The sequence below is a fragment of the Bradyrhizobium sp. SUTN9-2 genome, assembly GCF_003122645.1.
Lineage (GTDB): Bacteria > Pseudomonadota > Alphaproteobacteria > Rhizobiales > Xanthobacteraceae > Bradyrhizobium > Bradyrhizobium yuanmingense.
In genome coordinates this window covers 1,982,258-2,000,162 of record NZ_LAXE01000001.1, presented here as the reverse complement: position 1 = coordinate 2,000,162, position 17,905 = coordinate 1,982,258, and the positions used below count along the sequence as shown (strand labels likewise).

18 protein-coding genes are annotated in these 17,905 nt (G+C 64.9%); 2 read left to right on the top strand and 16 right to left on the bottom strand.

Translation table 11 applies throughout. The features are described 5' to 3' along the window. Positions 1-164: 164 nt before the first annotated feature. The 11 genes from ftsH to tolQ form a co-directional block, all read right to left on the bottom strand. On the bottom strand, positions 165-2,087 hold the full coding sequence (ftsH, locus tag XF30_RS09425; RefSeq protein ID WP_035998585.1) for an ATP-dependent zinc metalloprotease FtsH: 1,923 nt from the start codon (positions 2,085-2,087) through the stop codon (positions 165-167). A 276-nt stretch (positions 2,088-2,363) separates the two neighbouring features. Beyond that, positions 2,364-3,419 carry a tRNA lysidine(34) synthetase TilS gene (gene tilS, locus XF30_RS09420; protein ID WP_035998583.1) on the bottom strand — a complete coding sequence of 352 codons (1,056 nt, stop codon included), beginning with the start codon at positions 3,417-3,419 and terminating at the stop codon, positions 2,364-2,366. Between the two features lie 64 nt (positions 3,420-3,483). Further along, on the bottom strand, positions 3,484-4,566 hold the full coding sequence (gene ybgF, locus XF30_RS09415; RefSeq protein ID WP_109142503.1) for a tol-pal system protein YbgF: 1,083 nt from the start codon (positions 4,564-4,566) through the stop codon (positions 3,484-3,486). A gap of 207 nt (positions 4,567-4,773) precedes the next feature. Beyond that, positions 4,774-5,262, bottom strand: coding sequence for a peptidoglycan-associated lipoprotein Pal (pal, locus tag XF30_RS09410; protein ID WP_035998574.1), 489 nt, complete (start codon positions 5,260-5,262; stop codon positions 4,774-4,776). A gap of 244 nt (positions 5,263-5,506) precedes the next feature. Further along, the gene (locus XF30_RS09405) at positions 5,507-6,268 is read right to left on the bottom strand and encodes an N-acyl amino acid synthase FeeM domain-containing protein (RefSeq protein WP_035998571.1); all 762 of its coding nucleotides are present in this window, start codon (positions 6,266-6,268) and stop codon (positions 5,507-5,509) included. 167 nt (positions 6,269-6,435) lie between these two features. Beyond that, entirely contained in the window at positions 6,436-8,757 is a 2,322-nt protein-coding gene (locus XF30_RS09400; protein ID WP_109142502.1) for a putative bifunctional diguanylate cyclase/phosphodiesterase, read from the bottom strand. Between the two features lie 36 nt (positions 8,758-8,793). Further along, complete coding sequence (locus XF30_RS38000) at positions 8,794-8,937, bottom strand: hypothetical protein (protein ID WP_158284337.1); 144 nt, start codon at positions 8,935-8,937, stop codon at positions 8,794-8,796. A gap of 78 nt (positions 8,938-9,015) precedes the next feature. Continuing rightward, a complete protein-coding gene (gene tolB / locus XF30_RS09395; RefSeq protein ID WP_225112957.1) occupies positions 9,016-10,362 on the bottom strand; it encodes a Tol-Pal system beta propeller repeat protein TolB in 1,347 nt (448 codons plus the stop codon). A 30-nt stretch (positions 10,363-10,392) separates the two neighbouring features. Beyond that, positions 10,393-11,352 carry a cell envelope integrity protein TolA gene (gene tolA / locus XF30_RS09390; RefSeq protein WP_109142501.1) on the bottom strand — a complete coding sequence of 320 codons (960 nt, stop codon included), beginning with the start codon at positions 11,350-11,352 and terminating at the stop codon, positions 10,393-10,395. A gap of 4 nt (positions 11,353-11,356) precedes the next feature. Continuing rightward, the gene (gene tolR, locus XF30_RS09385; RefSeq protein WP_036021864.1) at positions 11,357-11,809 is read right to left on the bottom strand and encodes a protein TolR; all 453 of its coding nucleotides are present in this window, start codon (positions 11,807-11,809) and stop codon (positions 11,357-11,359) included. A 43-nt stretch (positions 11,810-11,852) separates the two neighbouring features. Further along, positions 11,853-12,569, bottom strand: a complete 717-nt coding sequence (gene tolQ, locus XF30_RS09380; RefSeq protein WP_008546343.1) for a protein TolQ — start codon at positions 12,567-12,569, stop codon at positions 11,853-11,855. Between the two features lie 422 nt (positions 12,570-12,991). Here tolQ and XF30_RS09375 point away from each other — a divergent pair, with 422 nt between their 5' ends. Continuing rightward, a complete protein-coding gene (locus XF30_RS09375) occupies positions 12,992-13,510 on the top strand; it encodes a DUF2231 domain-containing protein (protein ID WP_035998550.1) in 519 nt (172 codons plus the stop codon). Between the two features lie 7 nt (positions 13,511-13,517). On the opposite strand, the gene XF30_RS09370 is transcribed toward XF30_RS09375, so the two are convergent. Continuing rightward, positions 13,518-14,288, bottom strand: coding sequence for a serine acetyltransferase domain-containing protein (locus XF30_RS09370; protein WP_036021861.1), 771 nt, complete (start codon positions 14,286-14,288; stop codon positions 13,518-13,520). A gap of 255 nt (positions 14,289-14,543) precedes the next feature. On the opposite strand from XF30_RS09370, the gene XF30_RS09365 reads away from it, so the two are divergent. Further along, positions 14,544-15,707 (top strand): acyl-CoA desaturase, encoded by a 1,164-nt coding sequence (locus tag XF30_RS09365; protein WP_109142500.1) that lies wholly within the window; start codon positions 14,544-14,546, stop codon positions 15,705-15,707. A 33-nt stretch (positions 15,708-15,740) separates the two neighbouring features. On the opposite strand, the gene XF30_RS39755 is transcribed toward XF30_RS09365, so the two are convergent. The 4 genes from XF30_RS39755 to XF30_RS09350 all read right to left on the bottom strand — a co-directional run bounded on the left by XF30_RS39755 (position 15,741) and on the right by XF30_RS09350 (position 17,737). Continuing rightward, positions 15,741-15,875: a hypothetical protein gene (locus XF30_RS39755; protein WP_260344240.1), complete on the bottom strand. Its 135-nt coding sequence runs from the start codon at positions 15,873-15,875 to the stop codon at positions 15,741-15,743. Then, a complete protein-coding gene (locus XF30_RS09360) occupies positions 15,872-16,129 on the bottom strand; it encodes a hypothetical protein (RefSeq protein ID WP_057028074.1) in 258 nt (85 codons plus the stop codon). Before XF30_RS09360 ends, XF30_RS39755 begins: the two co-directional genes overlap by 4 nt. 254 nt (positions 16,130-16,383) lie before the next feature. Next, positions 16,384-16,875 (bottom strand): DUF2852 domain-containing protein, encoded by a 492-nt coding sequence (locus XF30_RS09355; RefSeq protein ID WP_035998538.1) that lies wholly within the window; start codon positions 16,873-16,875, stop codon positions 16,384-16,386. Positions 16,876-16,996: 121 nt separating this feature from the next. After that, positions 16,997-17,737, bottom strand: a complete 741-nt coding sequence (locus tag XF30_RS09350) for a TetR/AcrR family transcriptional regulator (protein ID WP_057028075.1) — start codon at positions 17,735-17,737, stop codon at positions 16,997-16,999. Positions 17,738-17,905: the final 168 nt, after the last annotated feature.

Here is a 17,905-nt window from a genome sequence, read left to right as displayed (position 1 = left end):
AAACGGCCCAGGCTCGAACGATGGCGCCGGAACAGAACGCTCTGGTTCGGCGGCGCCTGCCTTGCGGGAGGGGCCAGCGCAATGCCAGCTCGCGAAGGCGCGCTCGGACAATAAAAAACGCGGCGTCACCGCCGCGTTTTTCGATTCTCAGCTGCCGCTTGGAATTACGCCTGCGGCTGCGGCTCGAGGCCGGGATCCGGATCGGGACGCGGGCGCGGCTTGCCGGCCGGGGGCACGGCGGAGGCGCGCGGTGTGGTCGGCTCGAGCACGGACTCGCGGTTCGGCTTCTTGCCCTTGAGCAGGTCGACGATCTCGTCGCCGGTCAGCGTCTCGAACTCGAGCAGGCCCTTGGCCAGCGTCTCGAGATCGGCGCGCTTCTCGGTGAGGATGCGCGTCGCCTCCTTGTAGCCTTCCTCGACCAGACGCTTGATCTCGGAATCGATCTTCTGGACGGTGGCTTCGGAGGCGTTCTGCGTGCGCGACACCGACATGCCGAGGAAGACCTCGTCCTGGTTCTCGCCATAGGAGACGGTGCCGAGCTCTTCCGACAGGCCCCAGCGCGTCACCATCATGCGGGCCAGGCGCGTGGCCTGCTCGATGTCGGACGCCGCGCCCGAGGTCACCTTCTCGCGGCCGAAGATCAGCTCTTCGGCGACGCGGCCGCCCATCATGATGGCGAGGCGCGAGGTCATCTGCTCCAGCGACATCGACAGCTTGTCGCGCTCGGGCAGCTGCATGACCATGCCGAGCGCACGGCCGCGCGGGATGATGGTCGCCTTGTGGATCGGATCGGTCGCGGGCACGTTGAGGCCGACGATGGCGTGGCCGCCCTCGTGGTAGGCCGTGAGCAACTTCTCTTCCTCGGTCATGACGAGCGACTTGCGCTCGGCGCCCATCATCACCTTGTCCTTGGCCTCCTCGAACTCGGCCTGCGTCACCATCCGCTTGTTGCGGCGGGCGGCGGTCAAAGCGGCCTCGTTGACGAGGTTCATCAGGTCGGCGCCGGAGAAGCCCGGGGTGCCGCGCGCGATGGTCTTGAGATTGATATCGGGCGCCAGCGGAACCTTGCGAACATGCACCTTCAGGATCTGCTCGCGGCCGACGACGTCGGGGTTCGGCACCACGACCTGACGGTCGAAGCGGCCCGGACGCAGCAGCGCGGGATCGAGCACGTCGGGACGGTTGGTGGCGGCGATCAGGATCACGCCTTCGTTGGCCTCGAAGCCGTCCATCTCGACCAGCAGCTGGTTCAGCGTCTGCTCGCGCTCGTCATTGCCGCCGCCGAGACCGGCGCCACGGTGACGACCGACGGCATCGATTTCGTCGATGAAGATGATGCAGGGCGCATTCTTCTTGGCCTGCTCGAACATGTCGCGGACGCGGCTCGCGCCGACGCCGACGAACATCTCGACGAAGTCGGAACCGGAGATGGTGAAGAACGGCACGTTGGCTTCGCCCGCGACCGCACGCGCGATCAGGGTCTTACCGGTGCCGGGAGGGCCGACCAGCAGCACGCCGCGCGGAATGCGGCCGCCGAGACGCTGGAATTTGCCGGGGTCGCGCAGGAACTCGACGATCTCCTGCAGGTCCTGCTTGGCTTCGTCGACGCCGGCGACGTCTTCGAAGGTGACGCGGCCATGGGCCTCCGTCAGCATCTTCGCACGCGACTTGCCGAAGCCCATCGCCTTGCCGGCGCCGCCCTGCATCTGCCGCGACAGGAAAATCCAGACGCCGATCAGCGCGATGAAGGGCAGCCAGGAGACCAAGAGCGAGACGAACCACGGCACGTTGTCGCCGGGCGGCTTCGCGGTGATCTGCACCTTGCTGTCATAGAGGCGCTTCACCAGCGTCGGGTCGTTCGGCGCGTAAGTCTGGAAGCTGGAGCCGTTGGTGAAGGTGCCGTGGATGTCCGGCCCCTGGATCACGACGTCGCGCACATTGCCGCGGTCAACTTCGCTCAGCAGCTGCGAGAAGGCGATGTCCTGCGAGGAGGCCCGCTGACCCGGATTCTGGAAGAGCGTGAACAACGCCAACAGCAGCAAGACAATGATGACCCAGAGGGCGAAATTGCGCAGATTGGCGTTCATCGATCTTCCTTCGTGGTCGCGCGGATCGCGGCCGTGATCCTTGGGCAGTTGATTTGGTCAATGCGAGGAAATCCCAAGGAATCCTCATCGTTAGACGGATACAATTTAGGTGCCGCCCCGGTCGCTGCCAAGGGAACGAGATGGGACTATTTATCCCATCTTAGCGCGATTCCCGCTGAAATCATGGCGTCCGAACCCGGGTTTTTCCTGCCTGGTTAAGGTGGCCTGACGGCACGGACGCGAATTGACCGGTGTCATGATCCGCTCTCGTCGCGCTCATCTGCCCTTGCGCCGCCGGGCCGGCGCCGGCGCGATCTGGATACGCCCGCCGGCAAGGCTGATCAAGGCTCCCGCGAGGGTCTGCTTCAGAACCGGCCGGCCATTTGCGGCTGCGCCGGGGCCGGCGATCGCCCGATCAAGCACCGACATCAGGGTTTCGACCTTGCCGAGTTCCGCCGGCCCTTCATGGCCGAGCGCGTTGATGGCCCGCAGCAGGAGCCGCAGCCGCACCTCCTCCGGCAGGGCGGCAAAGGTCGCGGCCTCGAAGCTCCTGACACTCGCCTGCGGCGCATCGCCGCGATCCCGCAGGCGGAGGAAGCGCTCGGCGCCGTCGGCAAGCACCTCGACCGCCGCATTGGCCCGCGCCAGCCTTGCCGCGAGCCGCGCCAGATTTCTGGCGTCGCCGCCCTCGGCCGCGAGGAGCGGCAGCAGCGCGCGCAGCCGCGGCCGTGTGTAGGCGGTGTCCCGGTTGGTGGGATCCTCGGCAAAGCCGATCCTCGCCCGCCGCAAGGTCGCGATCAGCTGCGATTTCGGAACGTCGAGCAACGGACGCGCCAGCACGATTCCGTCGCGCTCGGTGAATGGAGCCATGGCCGAGAGTCCGGCAAGTCCGCTGCCGCGGAACAGGCGCATCAACAGGGTCTCGGCCTGGTCGTCGCGGGTGTGTGCCGTCAGCACATGGCTCGCGCCGGCGGCACGGGCGGCCTGTGCGAGCAGGCGGTAACGGGCCTCGCGCGCGGCGGCAGGCAGCCCCGTCTTCGGCTTTTCACCGCGCCAGCGCAAGGTCCGGTGCGGCAATCCGAGCGCCGCGGCGAGCCGCTTGACCTCGCGCGCCTCACGGGCGGCCTCCGGGCGCAGGCCGTGATCAATCGTGACGACCGTGATTTGCGGGCCTCGCGCGAGGCTGCGCTGCCAGCGCGCTGCAAGCCACATCAGCGCAACCGAGTCGGGCCCGCCGGAGACCGCGAGCACCAGCGCCGGGGCATCTCTCAGGCCCGCGAAGAGCCGCCTCGCCTCGCGCGCCGAGATCGGTGAATCGTCGTCGTCTGACATGACGCTGCAATCATCCGCGGATTGACCGAATGTTTAGCGCAACGCCATCCGCTTTGTCAGCGGATCAGCACTTCACCCGCTTCTGCTCGCGATCGACGGCGGCTTTGACGCCGGCGGAGGCGCGGGGATATTTGCGGCCGATCTCGCCGAAGGCGGCGCAGGCGGCCTCCTTCTCCTTCAGCGCGGCGAGCGACTGGCCGAGCCGCAGCAGCGCATCCGGCGCCTTGGCCGATTTCTCGTATTTGGTGGTGACGGCGAGGAACGCTTCGGCGGAATCGCGATATTGCTGGCGCTGGAAATAGCTCTCGCCTAGCCAGTATTGCGCGTCGCCGACCAGCGGGTCGCTCGGAAATTTCTGCGTGAAGTTCTTCATGGTCTGCTCGGCCAGCGCGTAGTCCTTGCGCTGCATGTAGCCGATGCCGAGGTCGAACTCGTCGCGGGGCGTCGCCGACGGCGGCAGGGTGGCCAAAGCAGCGCCACCGGCCGGTGCGGGATAACCCGATTGTGCCGGCGGATAGCCGGGCTGCGCGGCCGGCGGCACACCTTGTTGGTAGCGCGGGCTGGTGTTGGCGAGATCGAGCGGCTCGCCCGCATTGCGGCCGCCGCCAGGCGTGACCGCCGGCATCGGCTGCTGCCCGCCGCCGAGTGCGCGCGGCGCGCCGGGTGCATTCGGGTTCTGGTTCGGGTCGAAGGCATCGCCGCGGCGGCGTGTGCCGGGAGCGCCGGGCGCCGGCTGCTCCTGAACGATCGGCGCGGGCGCGGCGATCTGCGGCTGCTCGTAGCTCGGCTGCGCGGCTTGCTGTTGCGGCGGCGGCTGGCGATAGCCGGGCGCGACCTGACCTGGTGCAATCTGGCTGGGTGCGATCTGCGCGGGCGGCATCGCCGCGACGTTGGGTGCCTGCCCGGGCGCCCCTTGCGCGCCGCCCTCGAGCGCCCGCAGGCGCTCTTCGAGCTGGCGGTTGCGATATTGCAGCTCCTCGTTCTGGCCGGTGAGCTGGCGCAGCCGGTTCTCCAGCCGCTCGATCCGCATCTCAGGGTCGACATCATCCGACTGCCCGTAGACCGATTGCGCAAGCGCGGGCGAGCACAAAGAGAGCAGCGCGGCGGTCGCCGCGGTACCGGTAAAAGCCTTAAATCTGGATGACATCTTGCCCTGACGACGAAAGCGAAATGGCCTGCGACGGAACCCTCGACGCGCCACACATCGAAGTGGAGTACGCCAAAAATGTGACTGATACCAAGGGGTTTTCAGTCACAGAATGCTGAAACGAAACCGGCGCCCGAGAGGGCGCCGGCATCATCCAATTGCAAAGCTGAACGGGGCCTGACTGACCACCGGGGACCTGACCGAGCGTCAGGAGCTGGCGTTCAGGACAGTGACGGCGCGGCGGTTCTGCGACCAGCAGGAGATGTCGTTACAGACGGCGACCGGCCGTTCCTTGCCGTAGGAGATCGTGCGCATGCGGTTCGGGTCGATGCCGCGCGAGGCGAGGAACGAACGGACCGACTGGGCACGGCGGGCGCCGAGCGCGATGTTGTATTCGCGGGTGCCGCGCTCGTCGGCATGACCTTCGATGGTGAAGGAGTAGCGCGGATAGGTCTGCAGCCACTGCGCCTGCTTCTCCAGGGTCACGATCGCCTGCGGGGTCAGATCGGTCTGGTCGCTTTCGAAGAACACGCGGTCGCCGACGTTGACGACGAAGTCCTGCTGGCTGCCGGGCGTCGCCGCATTGGCCATCGCATCCGTCGCGGCATTCTTGTTGGCGCAGGCGCCCATCGACAGCGCGACGGCGAGCACCGCGGCCAGCTTCAATCCCTGGAGGATACGCATAGGATGTCTCATTCCGGAGCCTCCACGCTCACGTTAGTCCACTGCTGTCCGGTCTACAGGGGGTTGGTTAAGCGAACGTTCCGTCAACCTTGACGGAACCTTGCCTCAGCCGGTCAAATGCCCCCAACCAGCGAAAAGCAAACGTCATGGTTAATGGGTTGTAAATGTGGCGCGAGGGTGAAGGCAAGCCGCGTCGGCCGGCAAAAGAGCCGGCACTTGCTGGAATTTTGGGCCGAAATGACCGGGGAGCGCCCGCCTAGACCGAACCGAGCGCTTGAGAGGCCACGTCCAAGGTCCGCGGCGTGGTGAGCAGAATCGGCCGCGTGGCGGCCTGCCGGGGGATGCTGCGTTCAAACAGCATGCGCCGCTCGAACGCGCTGGAGCGCATGATCGGAAAGCGCGCCAGCACCTTGTCCCGCTGCCGCCGGACGTCGGTGGCCATCAGGACCGCCTTCTTGGTGGGCCAGCCCGGAAAGCCCCGCGGCTCCGGCGAAATGGTCTCGTGCAGGAAGATGCGGCGGTAGAACGCCTGATGATCGGTCCGGATCATGGCAAGGCCGGTGTCGGCGTTGAAATGATCGCACGCGACAAAGGCGAGGCGGACGGTCAAATAGGGCAGCTCGGGAAAACGGTGGTGCTTGTCGGGATCTGCAACGAGCCGGCATGGATCGACAAAAACCTCGCCGCGATCGAGGCGGGGATGCAGGATGTCGCCGAACACCTCGGTGGTATAGGACATCCGCCATTCCGACGTCAGCAGATGGATGCGGACGGAGCTGCAAAGCTCTCCGTCAACATAGACCCCGAAATTCCAGGTGTTGGGCGTTTCGTCGAAACGATCGCTGACGCGCAGCGAAGGTGATGGCTCGATCAGACCGGCCTGCAGATAGGCGCGGTAGCGCATCAGATACAGGTTGTCCTTGTCCTCGGGCGTTTCGATGAGCCGATAATCGATGCGGTCAAACAACGCGGCGCCTCGTGGAAGGAGCGCCGTGTTCGGTTCGGCTCCGGACTTCATCTGCAACCTCTGACTCCAAGCAACTTCCACGAGTAGCCAGACCTTAATGGTTCCTTAACGGAATTGCAAAGCTATAGAATCGTTAGGGTTAACCTTTGCGAGCCCGCAAGACTACGGTGCACACGGGAGCCGATTGCGAGAGTGGAGCTGCCGGGAAGGGATCGGGCCTATCGCGACGACACAAGGGCGAGCTGGTCGTCGGGCACGCGACGACCATGCGAGGCGTTGAGCAATTGCCGGATCCGCACCGCCGGTACGGGCCGGCTGAACAGGTAGCCCTGCCCTTCGGTCACGGTGCCGTCGGCGCTGATCAGCTCGAGCTGCTCGTTGGTCTCGATGCCTTCGACCACGACGGCCATGCCGAGGTCGGCGGACAGCCGCGCGACACCGCGCAGCAGCGTCAGCGGCCGGTCGGAATCGATGCCTTCGAGGAAGGAGCGATCGATCTTCACCTTCTGCATCGGGAAATTGTGCAGGTAGCTGAGGCTGGAATAGCCGGTGCCGAAATCGTCGAGCGAGATGCGCACGCCGAGCGCATGCAATTGCGACAGGATGTCGTGGGTGAGCTGGGTGTTGCGCAGCAGCGAGGACTCGGTGATCTCGATCTCCAGACGATGCGCCGGCAGGCCCGACACTTCGAGCGCGTAGCGGATTTCGCTCAGGACGTCGCGCTGGTGGAATTGTTGCGGCGAGAAATTAACGGCGACGCTGACACCCTCCGGCCACTTCATGCATTCCATGCAGGCGCGGCGCAGGATCCAGCGGCCGAGATCGACGATCAGGCCCATGTCCTCGGCGACCGGGATGATGTCGACCGGCGAGACCGTGCCGCGCACCGGATGATTCCAGCGCAGCAGCGCTTCGCAGGTGGTGATCTTGCCGGACCTCAGATTGACCAGCGGCTGGAAGAACAGCTCGAACTCCTCGTTGGCGAGCGCCTTGCGCAGGTCGAGCTCGAGGATACGGCGCGCCTCGACGGTCGCGGCCATCTCGTCGCGGAAGAAACAATAGGTGCCGCGGCCGTCGGCTTTGGCGCGGTACAGCGCCATGTCGGCGTTCTTGAGCAGCGTGTCGGCGCTGGTGCCCTCCGGCGAGGTCAGCGCGATGCCGACGCTGGCGCCGATCTCGACCAGATGATTGTCGATGCGGTACCGCTCGCTCAACCGCTCGACGATGCGGCGGGCGAGTGCCGCGGCATCCTCGGGCGACGTGAGGTTCTGCTGGAACACGACGAACTCGTCGCCGCCGAACCGGGCGACGAAATCCTCGGGGCGCAGCATCTCGCGCAGGCGGTTGGCGACGGCGCACAGGAGCTGGTCGCCGCAGGGATGGCCCAGCGTGTCGTTGACCTGCTTGAACTGGTCGAGGTCGATGAACAGCAGCGCGGAGAGCTGCGCCGCATCGTGGGAGACAGCCAGCAGGTGCTCGATCTGGTCGCGGAAGTTGACCCTGTTCGGCAACGCCGTCAGGTCGTCGTATCGCGCAAGATGGGTGATCTTGGCCTCGGCGTTGCGCCGCTCGGTGATGTCCTCGAGCAGCAGCACCGCCCCTCCGTCCGCCATCGGCTGAACGGTCCAGCACAGCGACCGATTTCGCTCCAGGTTCGCCTCGGCGGTGATGATCTCCTTCTCCCGCGAACTTTCGATGCCGGCGACGATATGCTCGCCGTCCGCGCTCGAGATGGATCTTGCCTGCACGCACGCCGCGATGATATCGCGCGCACTGGCGCCGCTCCGAGGCAGATGGTCGGGCAGGTTCATCATCGCCGCGAAGCGGTGATTCATCACCGCGAGCTGGCCATCGCGATGGAACATGCAAAGACCGTGCGGCATGTTGTTGAGGGCGGTATCGAACTGGCCCGCAAGTGCGGCTTCGCGTTCGCGCGCCACCACGGCGCCCATGAAGATCCGGTGCAAGTTGACCGAGAGCTGCATGATCGCCAGCAGGAAGGCCGCGCTCACAACGGCCATCGCGATGTAGTAGGGCGTGCCGCGCCACGCCAATGCCAACACCGCCGGGGCGAAAATGAGCAGCGCCTGCAGATGGAAGATCGACGGTCGTCCGTACGCCCTTCCCGCTCCCCCTGCGGCAATGCCTGTCGTGACTGACAGGGCAATCATATGCGCGACCGCGTCGTCGGTGGCGAGCAGAGTCGTGCCGCACCAGATGCCGATCGCCGCGGCCTGGATCTTCGCGCCGATCTGATACCGCGCCTGCCAGCGTTTGGCCGCCTCGGCGGTCACGCTCGACCTGCGTCCCTGATAGCGACGCAAATCGATCGCCCGCACCGTTCCGGCCAAGACGAGCAGCGCCACGCACGCCCAAATCAGGGGCTCACCTGTCTTCAGCGCAGTCAGCGCAGCACCGATCGACACGAAGATTAGACCGGCCAGCAGCGGTCCGGGCGCTTCAAAGAGCGAATCGATCTGCGCCGCCGGATTGACCGGCGGCGGCTGCCCCTGCTCTCCGCTCTGGCTTGCGAACTGCATTTTGGTTTGTACGCGCGTCCTGTTCAGCGCGTAGTCTTACCCAGCCGAGATGAAGCTTTTCTGAGGGAACATCGTTAAAGTCGGGTTGTTTTTCGGCAATAGCGAAATGATTTTCGCTGGAATATCAAGCAGGTAGGCAAGCCTTGCCGGGCGCAAGGTGAAGGAAGTGTTGCCGTTCACGGCAAACTCGGAAAAAATCGGCGCGGTTTTTCGAAAACATCGCGCGTCTGAACGCGCGATGTTTCAACTGCGCCGTTGTCAGCCCGAGGTCGAGGACAACAGCGGCGACCATGCCGGGTCCGAGGCAAAACCCGGCGTCGGCACCTTCAATTCGTTGCGGCCGGAGATGTCGACCGAGTACAGCGACGGCCCGCCATTGCCGCCGGGATCGCGGAAGAACATCAGCACGCGGCCGTTCGGCGAGAAGGTCGGGCCTTCGTTGTGAAAGCCGGAGGTGAGCAGCCGCTCGCCCGAGCCGTCGGGCTTCATGACGCCGATCGCGAACTGCCCGCCGCCCTGCCGGGTGAAGGCGATGTAGTCGCCCTTCGGCGACCACACCGGCGTCGAATAGCTGGCGTTGGTGTCATCCTTGGAGAAGGAGATGCGCTGCGCCTGTCCGCCGCCCGCACTCATCACGTAGATCTGCGACCTGCCGCCACGATCGGACTCGAAGCAGATGCGGCTGCCATCGGGCGAATAGGACGGCGAGGTGTCGATCGCCGGCGTGTCGGTGAGACGCGTGGTCGAGCGCGAGCGCAGATCCATCACGAACAGGTTGGAATTGCCGCCCTGCTGCAGGCTCATGATGACGCGCTGGCCGTCCGGCGAGAAGCGCGGCGCGAAGGTCATGCCGGGGAAGTTGCCGACGATCTCGCGCTGGCCGGTCTCGATGTTGTAGAGATAGACCTTCGGATCGCCCTGGCCGAACTCCATGTAGGTGATCTCTTGCGAGTTCGGCGAGAAGCGCGGGGTCAGCACGAGATCGGAGCCGCGGGTCAGATAGCGCACATTGGCGCCGTCCTGATCCATGATCGCGAGCCGCTTGACGCGGCGCTCCTTCGGCCCGGTCTCGTCCACGAACACGACGCGGCTGTCGAAATAGCCCTTCTCGCCGGTCAATTTCTCATAGATCTGATCGGAGATGATGTGCGCGATGCGGCGCCAATATTCCGGCGAGGTGAAATATTGCTGGCCGGTGAGCTGCTGGCCGGAGAGGACGTCCCACAGGCGGAATTCGGCCTTCAGGCGGCCGTCCGGCTGCCGCGTCATGCGGCCGGTGACCAGAGCCTGCGCGTTGATGGTCTTCCAGTTCTCGAATTGCGGCGCGACGTCGATGTTGCTGATGCGCTCAATGAAGGCGGCCTGGTCGATCGGCGCGAACAGGCCCGAGCGCTTCAGGTTGTTGGTGATGACCTGCGTGACACCGTTAGCGACGTCGCTGTCGGAGGGCGAGCCGGGCACGAAGTTGCTGATCGCGATCGAGATGGGCTGAAATCCGCCGGGACTGACTTGAAGTCGCCCCTGCGCTGTCGCGGCGCCTCCGGCCAGCAGGGTGACTGACGATCCCGCGGCCGCGATGAATCCACGTCGCGTCAGAAATGGCATCTTGTTCACCTGAGTTAATTCATGTCTCATCTACTGCTGATCTTTCATATCGAAAGTCAGCGCAATCGTTTTCCAAGTGTCATACTGAGCTTTGGGCAAGAACGTGTAGGCCTGACACTGTTGGATCGCACGCTTGGCACTCTCCGCCATCGCATTTGCAATTGCCCGAGACGGTCCTCGAACCGCGACAATCACAGGCGCTGACGCGAGCGTTCCGTCGGGGCGCATCTGAATATCTATGTCGGCCGTAAACTGATCCCTGTCCTGAGCATCGTAAGGGAAATTGAAGCAGTGCTTGACGGCAGCGACGAAAGCTCCCTGCCAAGTCGCGACGTTGTTGGCGGCCGTCCCTGTCGCTGTGCCCAGCGAGGCTGATGCATTCAACGCCGAGCCGGTCTGCTCGTGCCGGGTCGCGGCGCGCTTGTCGAGGTCGCGCTGGATCTGCGCGGGATCGAAGGTGCGCTCCTTGGGCTTGGGCTGCTGCTGCGGCTGCACCGCCGCGACCTTCTGCTCCACGGGCTTGGGCGGCGGCTTCTTGGTCTCCATCTTCTTCTGCAGCTCGGCGATCGGATCTTCCTTGGCCGGATCAGGCTTCTTTTCCTGCGGCTTCGGCTCTTCCTTCGGCTTGGCCTCGGCGACGGGCTTCGGCGGCTCCGGCTTCTTCTCCACCGGCTTCTCGACCGGCTTCGGCGGCGGCTCCGGCTGGGAGTTGGTCTTGATCAGCTCTTTCTTCTCGGTGACCTTGCCGACGGCGTCTTCCTCGGGCTTGGGCTCCGCGATCTTCTCGACCTTGGGCTTCAGCTCCTCCTTCTTGCCGGTCTTCTGCCCCGCCATCATCTTGGCGAGCTGATCGGAGGAGATGATGTCGATCGGAAGCGATTCCTGCGTAGCGATGTAGGCCTTGCTGCTGAAGGTGACGAGCCCCCATCCCAGCACGAGGACATGCAGGGCAATCGACGCAACGAGTGTCTTGTCGACGTTCACCTTCACGGCCTCAAGACCCCTGATCCGCTTCCGTGACGAGCGCCAGCTTCTTGAATCCGGCGCCCGAGAGCTGGCCCATCACCTTGGCCACGGTGCCGTAATCCGCCTTCTTGTCGGCGCGCAGATAGATGCGTTCCTCGAGGCCGCCGCGCGCATCGGTGATCGCCTTCAGCTTCGGGATCAGCTCGTTCAGCGCAATCTCGGTGTCGTTGATGAACACCTTGCCCTTGATGTCGACCGACATCTGGATCGGCTTCTGGTCGTTGTTTTCGAGGCTCTTGGCACTGGTCTGGGGCAGGTCGAGCGGGACGCCGACCGTCAACATCGGTGCCGACACCATGAAGATGATGAGCAGCACCAGCATGACGTCGACCATCGGCGTGACGTTGATCTCGGCCACGACCGGCTTGCGCCGGCCGCGGCGCCCGCCGCCGCCGGACGAACTCGCAACGTTCATGGCCATGATCGCGTGCCCAGATTGCCCTTCACACTATACATGCCGTCCGTCAGCCCCGCTCGTCGATCTGACGAGACAGAATGGCTGAAAATTCATCAGCAAAGCCCTCGAGCCGCTGGGCCTGCCGGTTCACCTCGGAGGTGAACTTATTGTAGAAAATAGTGGCAGGAATGGCGGCGATAAGGCCGACGGCGGTCGCAAACAGCGCCTCGGCGATACCGGGGGCGACCACCGCCAGAGAGGTATTTTTCGAGGCCGCGATCGACTGGAAGCTCGACATGATGCCCCAGACCGTGCCGAACAGGCCGACGAAGGGGCCGGCGGAGCCGACGGTCGCCAGCACCAGAAGGCGCCGTTCCAGCCGCTCGACCTCGCGCGCAATCGAGACGTTCATCACCTTGTCGATGCGCATCTGAAGCCCTGCGACCGAGCGGGCATGGCTCTCGAACGAGCGCTTCCACTCGCGCATCGCCGCCACGAAGCAGGCCGCCATGGAATGCGTCGGCTTGGCCGACAGCGTGCGATAGAGCTCCTCGATCGACTCGCCGGACCAGAACGCCTGCTCGAACCGGTCCATCGAGCGGCGGGTGCGCGCGTAGAGAAAGATCTTGTCGATAGCGATCGCCCAGACCCAGACCGAGCAGGCCAGAAGCCCCAGCATCACCGCTTTCACGATCCAGTGAGCCTGCCAGAACAGCGCGATCAGCGACACGTCGGCGGAGGCAGCAACCGGAAGGGCCGACTGAGCCAATTCGGCCGGATTCATAAGCAGTATCCTCTCAAGGCGATCGTTACCTAATGTCCTTCGGCCAGCAAATCGCGGCCGGTGTTCCCCAACAGCCGCGCTGGACCCGCGCGGCGGGCAAGCCCGCTCAAAGCCTTGTCTTTCTGGGGTGCAGGGCTCGTCCAAAGGCTCGTCAAAAGCCGGCCGCCTGCATTCCCCGCCAAGATGTCAAAACTAAGGGGCCTCGACCCCAGGCCTTGACGTCGGGCTCCGGGCACGCCTGTCCGCACATACCAGAGCCCGCCGATGGTTAATGCGGGGTTACCGGCGACGCATTTGGCTGCAGGAAAGACAGTCCGTGCAGGGGGATGGACCCCGGATCCCGTGTTCCGGACGCACCGGCCGGAGGAACCTGCTCTCGTGCCGAAAATTGTCCGGAAAATCACTCTCAGCGAGGTCCTGCCATGTCCATCAACCCCAAGACGACCGCCGCGATCGGCGATCACCCGCTCCACCCCATGCTGATCCCGTTCCCCGTCGCGTTCCTGGTCGGCGCTCCCATCGCCGATCTGGCCTTCATCGGAACCGGCGACGGTTTTTGGGCACGCGCCGCGATGTGGCTGATCGGCGCCGGCATCGTCATGGCGCTGGTTGCCGCCGCAGCCGGCTTCACCGACTTCTTCAGCGAGCCACGCATCCGCCGCCTGAACGATGCCTGGTACCACATGGTCGGCAATCTCGCGGCGGTGGTGCTGGCCCTGGTCAATTTCTATCTCCGCTACGCCCAAGGCGCGGAGGCGGCGATCAAGCCCTGGGGCGTCGTGCTGTCCCTGGTCGTGGTCGGCATCCTTCTGTTCACGGGATGGAAGGGCTGGGAAATGGTCTATCGCCACCACGTCGCGGTGCTGGATGCGCCGGGCCAGACCAGCTCGGAGCCGGTCAACCCGCATCATGGCGGCGAAAGCCACCGCCGCGCCGCCTGAGCGACAGTCAAGCGGACGAAGCGGCCGCAAGGCAATTGGTGAGCCGCGCGGGATTGCCGATTGCGGTGCAGCCGCCAGGCACGTCACCGGTCACGACAGTCCCGGCGCCGATCTTGGCGAAGTCGCCGATCTCGATGTCGCCGAGGATGGTCGCGCCGGAGCCGATGAACACGCCGCGACCGATGCGAGGCGAGCGCATCGGCAGGTCGCCATGGCGTCCGATGCTGACATTCTGAAGGATGGTCACCTCGTCGCCGATGACGACATTGGCACCGATCACGATGCCGGTGGCATGGTCGAGATAAACCGACGAGCCGAGGCTCGCGGCCGGATGAATGCTGACCTGCAGGACGTTCGAAGCCTCGTTCTGCAACAGCAGCGCCGCATCACGATGGTCATGACGCCATAGCCAGTGCGAGACGCGCCAGGACTGCAGGGCGACATAGCCCTTGAAGTGCAGCAGCGGCGGCAACAATCCGGCGATGGCGGGATCACGGAGCACGATGGCGCGCAGATCGCGGCCGGCCGCTTCGACCAGATCCGGTTGGCCGCGAAAGGCATCGCGGGAAAACGTCGTGAAGCGCTCGCGATCGGCGGCGCTGCCGCCCAGCCGACGCCCGATCAGATCGGCCAAGGCAGCGGTAAAATCGTCATGGGCAAGGATGGCATCGGCGACAGCCTTGCCGAAGACGGGATCCGCCGCTGCGGTGCGCCGCGCCTCGCCGCGTATCTCCTGCCAGAGGATGTCGCTCGCCACGATCGCAGTCTCCGTCCGCATTGCCGCCTGCGGTGTTTTGACGCTTGCTTCTCGCTGTCGAATATAGGACGCAGGCCGCCTGCGCGCCAATTGGCGTCGGCAACACGCGCGGCCACCTGTGCGCCATGCTCCCCGTAAGACTACGGGCTTGCTTGCCAGAGAGCTGCGGCCAGCCTTCGGCCGAAGCCCGCGGTGGCATCCGCGGGTTTTGGTACCCGCCGGACGTCAAGCTGCCGGCCAGTTCCGAATCCACGTCATCCGAGGTCACGCTCAAATATGCCGCTCAACGCCCCCGCCGACGACCAGCACAACGACATCATGTATCCATCCGCCCTGCCGTTCCTGCTGGTCCATCTCGGCTGCCTTGCGGCAATCTGGTCGGGCGTCACCTGGCAGGCGGTCGCGATCTGCGTCTCACTCTATTGCTTGCGGATGTTCGCGATCGGAGCCGGCTACCATCGCTATTTCTCGCATCGGGCGTTCGCGACCAGCCGGGTGTTTCAGTTCATCCTGGCCTGCCTTGCGCAAAGCAGCGCCCAGAAGAGCGTGTTGTGGTGGGCCGCCAAGCATCGCCACCATCACCTGCATTCCGACACTGAAAACGACGTGCATTCACCGCGTCACCGCGGCTTCCTCTATAGCCATCTCGGCTGGATCTTTTACCGGCAGCACGACGCAACCGACCTCGTGAAGGTCGGCGATCTCGCCGCCTATCCCGAGCTGATGTGGCTGCATCGGCTGGAGCTGCTGCCGGCCTTCGTGCTGGCAGGGCTCTGCTTCCTGGTCGCAGGATGGTCGGGTCTGGTGGTCGGCTTCCTCTGGAGCACGGTGCTGGTCTATCACGCGACCTTCTGCATCAATTCGCTTGCCCATGTGCACGGGCGCAAGCGCTACGTGACCGGCGATGATTCCCGTAACAACTGGCTGCTGGCATTGGTCACGCTGGGTGAGGGCTGGCACAACAATCACCACGCCTATCAGAGCAGCGTGCGACAGGGCTTTCGCTGGTGGGAGGTCGACGTGACCTATTACATCCTGACGCTGCTGTCGTGGATCGGCGTCGTCTGGAACATGAAGGCGCCGCCCGAACAGGTGCTGCGCAACGAGCAGCCGCTCGGCGCGCGGGTCATCCAGCGGGCGGCCCGCGAGCTCGCCGGACGGTTCGATGCGCAAACCCTGGCGCATGCGATCTCGTCGGCACGCCGCCGGGCCGATCTCGCCCAGTTGCAGCTGCCGACGCTGCACGACATCCTCAATCGCGCGCATGAAGGTGTCGACGCGCTGACGCATCTGCATCTGCCGAAGATCCCGACACGCGAGGAGTTTCTCGCGGAGGCCAAGGCGATGTTCGCGCGAACGCGATCGCTCAACGAGATCGTCGACCACGCCTACGAATACTTCCTGGCCTCGGTTCACGCGCAACTCGCCACGGCGCGCTGAAACTCCACGCCATGCGACACCGGCCGGCACCGGTCATGTTGCCGGGGCGCGTCCATCGCGGGCGCGGCCGGGGTCAGCCTGCTTGCGGAGGCTGAGCGCATAGAGCCAGCCGCCTGCGGCGATCAGCACGGGCAGGACGAAAAGCGCGAAATCGCGGAGCAGGATCATGGGACGATACTTCCCTTCGCGAACGACACCGCGCGGCTGAGTGCGTACGATGCGCCCCAATATAGATAGGCGCTAAGAAACAACCGCCAGGACTCACCGAGCTGCCACTCCGGGTAGAGCTGAACTTCCGTGGGCCACCCATTGAGGAACGCAATCGCCACCGGCACCACAGGGCCGAAGCGCTCGAACAACACGGCCGCGCGCTCGAACAATGCGAGGCGCTGGCTGATTTGTTTGCGTTCAATGTTGGTCATGATCGTGCCCGTCGGCGCCGCGGAGGCGCAGTCAAGGCTTGGTCGGTGCTCGCGCGGTCCGGGTTCTATCGATCCTGCACATCTGCGTGATGGGCCTCGCAAAGCCCTCGCAGGCGCTTCGCATCGCCAGGACGACCATCGAAGTGTGACATAAACCAAACCGCCCGCCTGCGGGTTGCGCAGGCGGGCGGCTCGGGGCCATCAGGACTTTGGGGGCATGCGCCTGAAGGCTTTGAGAGGTGCAATTCTTCGGATCAGCCCTGCTGCTGATCGGTCGGCGGCGGGGTCGGACGCGTCTTGTGCTGCGCCATGAACTGGTCGAACTCTTCCTTGTCCTTGGCGTGACGCAGGCGGTCGAGGAAGTTCTTGAACTCGACCTGCTCTTCCTCGAGCCGGCGCAGTGTCTCACTGCGATACTCGTCGAAGGCGCGGTTGCCGGAGGACGGCGGGCCGAAGCCAAAGCCGAAGCCGCGGCGCTCCATGCGGTCGCGCATGCGATCCATCTTGTACTGCATCTTTTCCATCTTGTTCTGCCAGCGATCCTGATTGCTCCAGCACGACATTCTTCTGCTCCCGAGTGTGAAAAAGAGGAGGGCAAGTCCGATCGGCCACCAGATGATGAAGCCGAGAATGGTCACGGCGATCCAGCCGGGATGCCAGGGCGTGTCCAGCATGCGGGGGCGCTCGTAATATTGCTGTTGGTCCGACGGGCCGCGCCAGCGATTGACATCAGCGGTGTAGGCCATTTCCCTTCTCCATCACGGCACCAGCGCCGTTGTGAATGTAAATAACATTTACATAGCTAGACCATCCCGCGATTTTGTCAAGCTGGCAGCAAGACACGCCCGCGTGATTACTTGCGCAATCTTATTTCGGCTTGCCCCAGGGGCTGCCGGGCGGCAGGCCCGAACCGGAGGGAGCCTCCGGCGGCACCGGCGGCGGCTCGGCGCCCCTGGCCGGAGGACGGCGGTCGATCGGGAAGCCGAGGCCGCGCAGATAGATCAGCACCTCGGCCTCCAGCAGCTCGTCCGGCGACATCGGCAGCTTGCGTCGCGCAGCATCGCCGCGGGAAAACAGCGAGGCCACGCCATGCGACATCGACCAGATGTGCAGCGCCATCATCATCGCCGGCGGGCGGGGTGTGCCGGGCGGCGTCAGTGCGGCGAGCCGCTCGGCTGCGGCTCGAATGATGTTGAAGGCGCGTTCGCTGGCCGCCTGAAGTGCGGGATTGGCATCGACCGGCACGCCCGATTCGAACATCGCGTTGTAGAAGGCCGGCTCCGCGCGGGCAAAGGCGAGATAGGCCTTGCCGACGCGCTCGAAGGCGGTGACGGTGTCGGGCCGCCCGTCGTCCCAGGCCGCCGACAGGCGCGCCTCGAACTGCTCGAAACCGCGCTGGGCGATAGAGGACAGCAGCTCGTCACGGTCGCGGAAATGCCGGTAGGGCGCCGCCGCACTGACTCCGGCCATGCGCGCGGCATCGGCGAAGGTGAAGCCGGCCGCCCCCTTCTCGGCGATCAGCCCGAGGGCCGCCTGCAACAGGGCTTCCTTCAGATTGCCGTGGTGATAGCCGCGCTCGGCGCGGCGCTGCTCCTTGCGCCAGCTCATGTGAACGAGCTTTACATGAGCCGGGCTTCAAGGTCACTAGCGGGAATCGCTCGTGATTAACCCGTATTCTCCGCAGTCATTCCGGGCGGCTCACAGAGCCGAACTATGGTGCGCGCTTGCGCACCTGAGAATGTCGAGATTCCGGGTTCGGTCCTGCGGACCGCCCCG

What these genes read in the sequence shown, in the direction of transcription:
- ftsH (WP_035998585.1), bottom strand. Translation starts at nt 2,087, where the DNA reads ATGAACGCCAATCTGCGCAATTTCGCCCTCTGGGTCATCATTGTCTTG.
- tilS (WP_035998583.1), bottom strand. Translation starts at nt 3,419, where the DNA reads ATGTCAGACGACGACGATTCACCGATCTCGGCGCGCGAGGCGAGGCGG.
- ybgF (WP_109142503.1), bottom strand. Translation starts at nt 4,566, where the DNA reads ATGTCATCCAGATTTAAGGCTTTTACCGGTACCGCGGCGACCGCCGCG.
- pal (WP_035998574.1), bottom strand. Translation starts at nt 5,262, where the DNA reads ATGAGACATCCTATGCGTATCCTCCAGGGATTGAAGCTGGCCGCGGTG.
- XF30_RS09405 (WP_035998571.1), bottom strand. Translation starts at nt 6,268, where the DNA reads ATGAAGTCCGGAGCCGAACCGAACACGGCGCTCCTTCCACGAGGCGCC.
- XF30_RS09400 (WP_109142502.1), bottom strand. Translation starts at nt 8,757, where the DNA reads ATGCAGTTCGCAAGCCAGAGCGGAGAGCAGGGGCAGCCGCCGCCGGTC.
- tolB (WP_225112957.1), bottom strand. Translation starts at nt 10,362, where the DNA reads ATGCCATTTCTGACGCGACGTGGATTCATCGCGGCCGCGGGATCGTCA.
- tolR (WP_036021864.1), bottom strand. Translation starts at nt 11,809, where the DNA reads ATGGCCATGAACGTTGCGAGTTCGTCCGGCGGCGGCGGGCGCCGCGGC.
- tolQ (WP_008546343.1), bottom strand. Translation starts at nt 12,569, where the DNA reads ATGAATCCGGCCGAATTGGCTCAGTCGGCCCTTCCGGTTGCTGCCTCC.
- XF30_RS09375 (WP_035998550.1), top strand. Translation starts at nt 12,992, where the DNA reads ATGTCCATCAACCCCAAGACGACCGCCGCGATCGGCGATCACCCGCTC.
- XF30_RS09370 (WP_036021861.1), bottom strand. Translation starts at nt 14,288, where the DNA reads ATGCGGACGGAGACTGCGATCGTGGCGAGCGACATCCTCTGGCAGGAG.
- XF30_RS09365 (WP_109142500.1), top strand. Translation starts at nt 14,544, where the DNA reads ATGCCGCTCAACGCCCCCGCCGACGACCAGCACAACGACATCATGTAT.
- XF30_RS39755 (WP_260344240.1), bottom strand. Translation starts at nt 15,875, where the DNA reads ATGATCCTGCTCCGCGATTTCGCGCTTTTCGTCCTGCCCGTGCTGATC.
- XF30_RS09360 (WP_057028074.1), bottom strand. Translation starts at nt 16,129, where the DNA reads ATGACCAACATTGAACGCAAACAAATCAGCCAGCGCCTCGCATTGTTC.
- XF30_RS09355 (WP_035998538.1), bottom strand. Translation starts at nt 16,875, where the DNA reads ATGGCCTACACCGCTGATGTCAATCGCTGGCGCGGCCCGTCGGACCAA.
- XF30_RS09350 (WP_057028075.1), bottom strand. Translation starts at nt 17,737, where the DNA reads ATGAGCTGGCGCAAGGAGCAGCGCCGCGCCGAGCGCGGCTATCACCAC.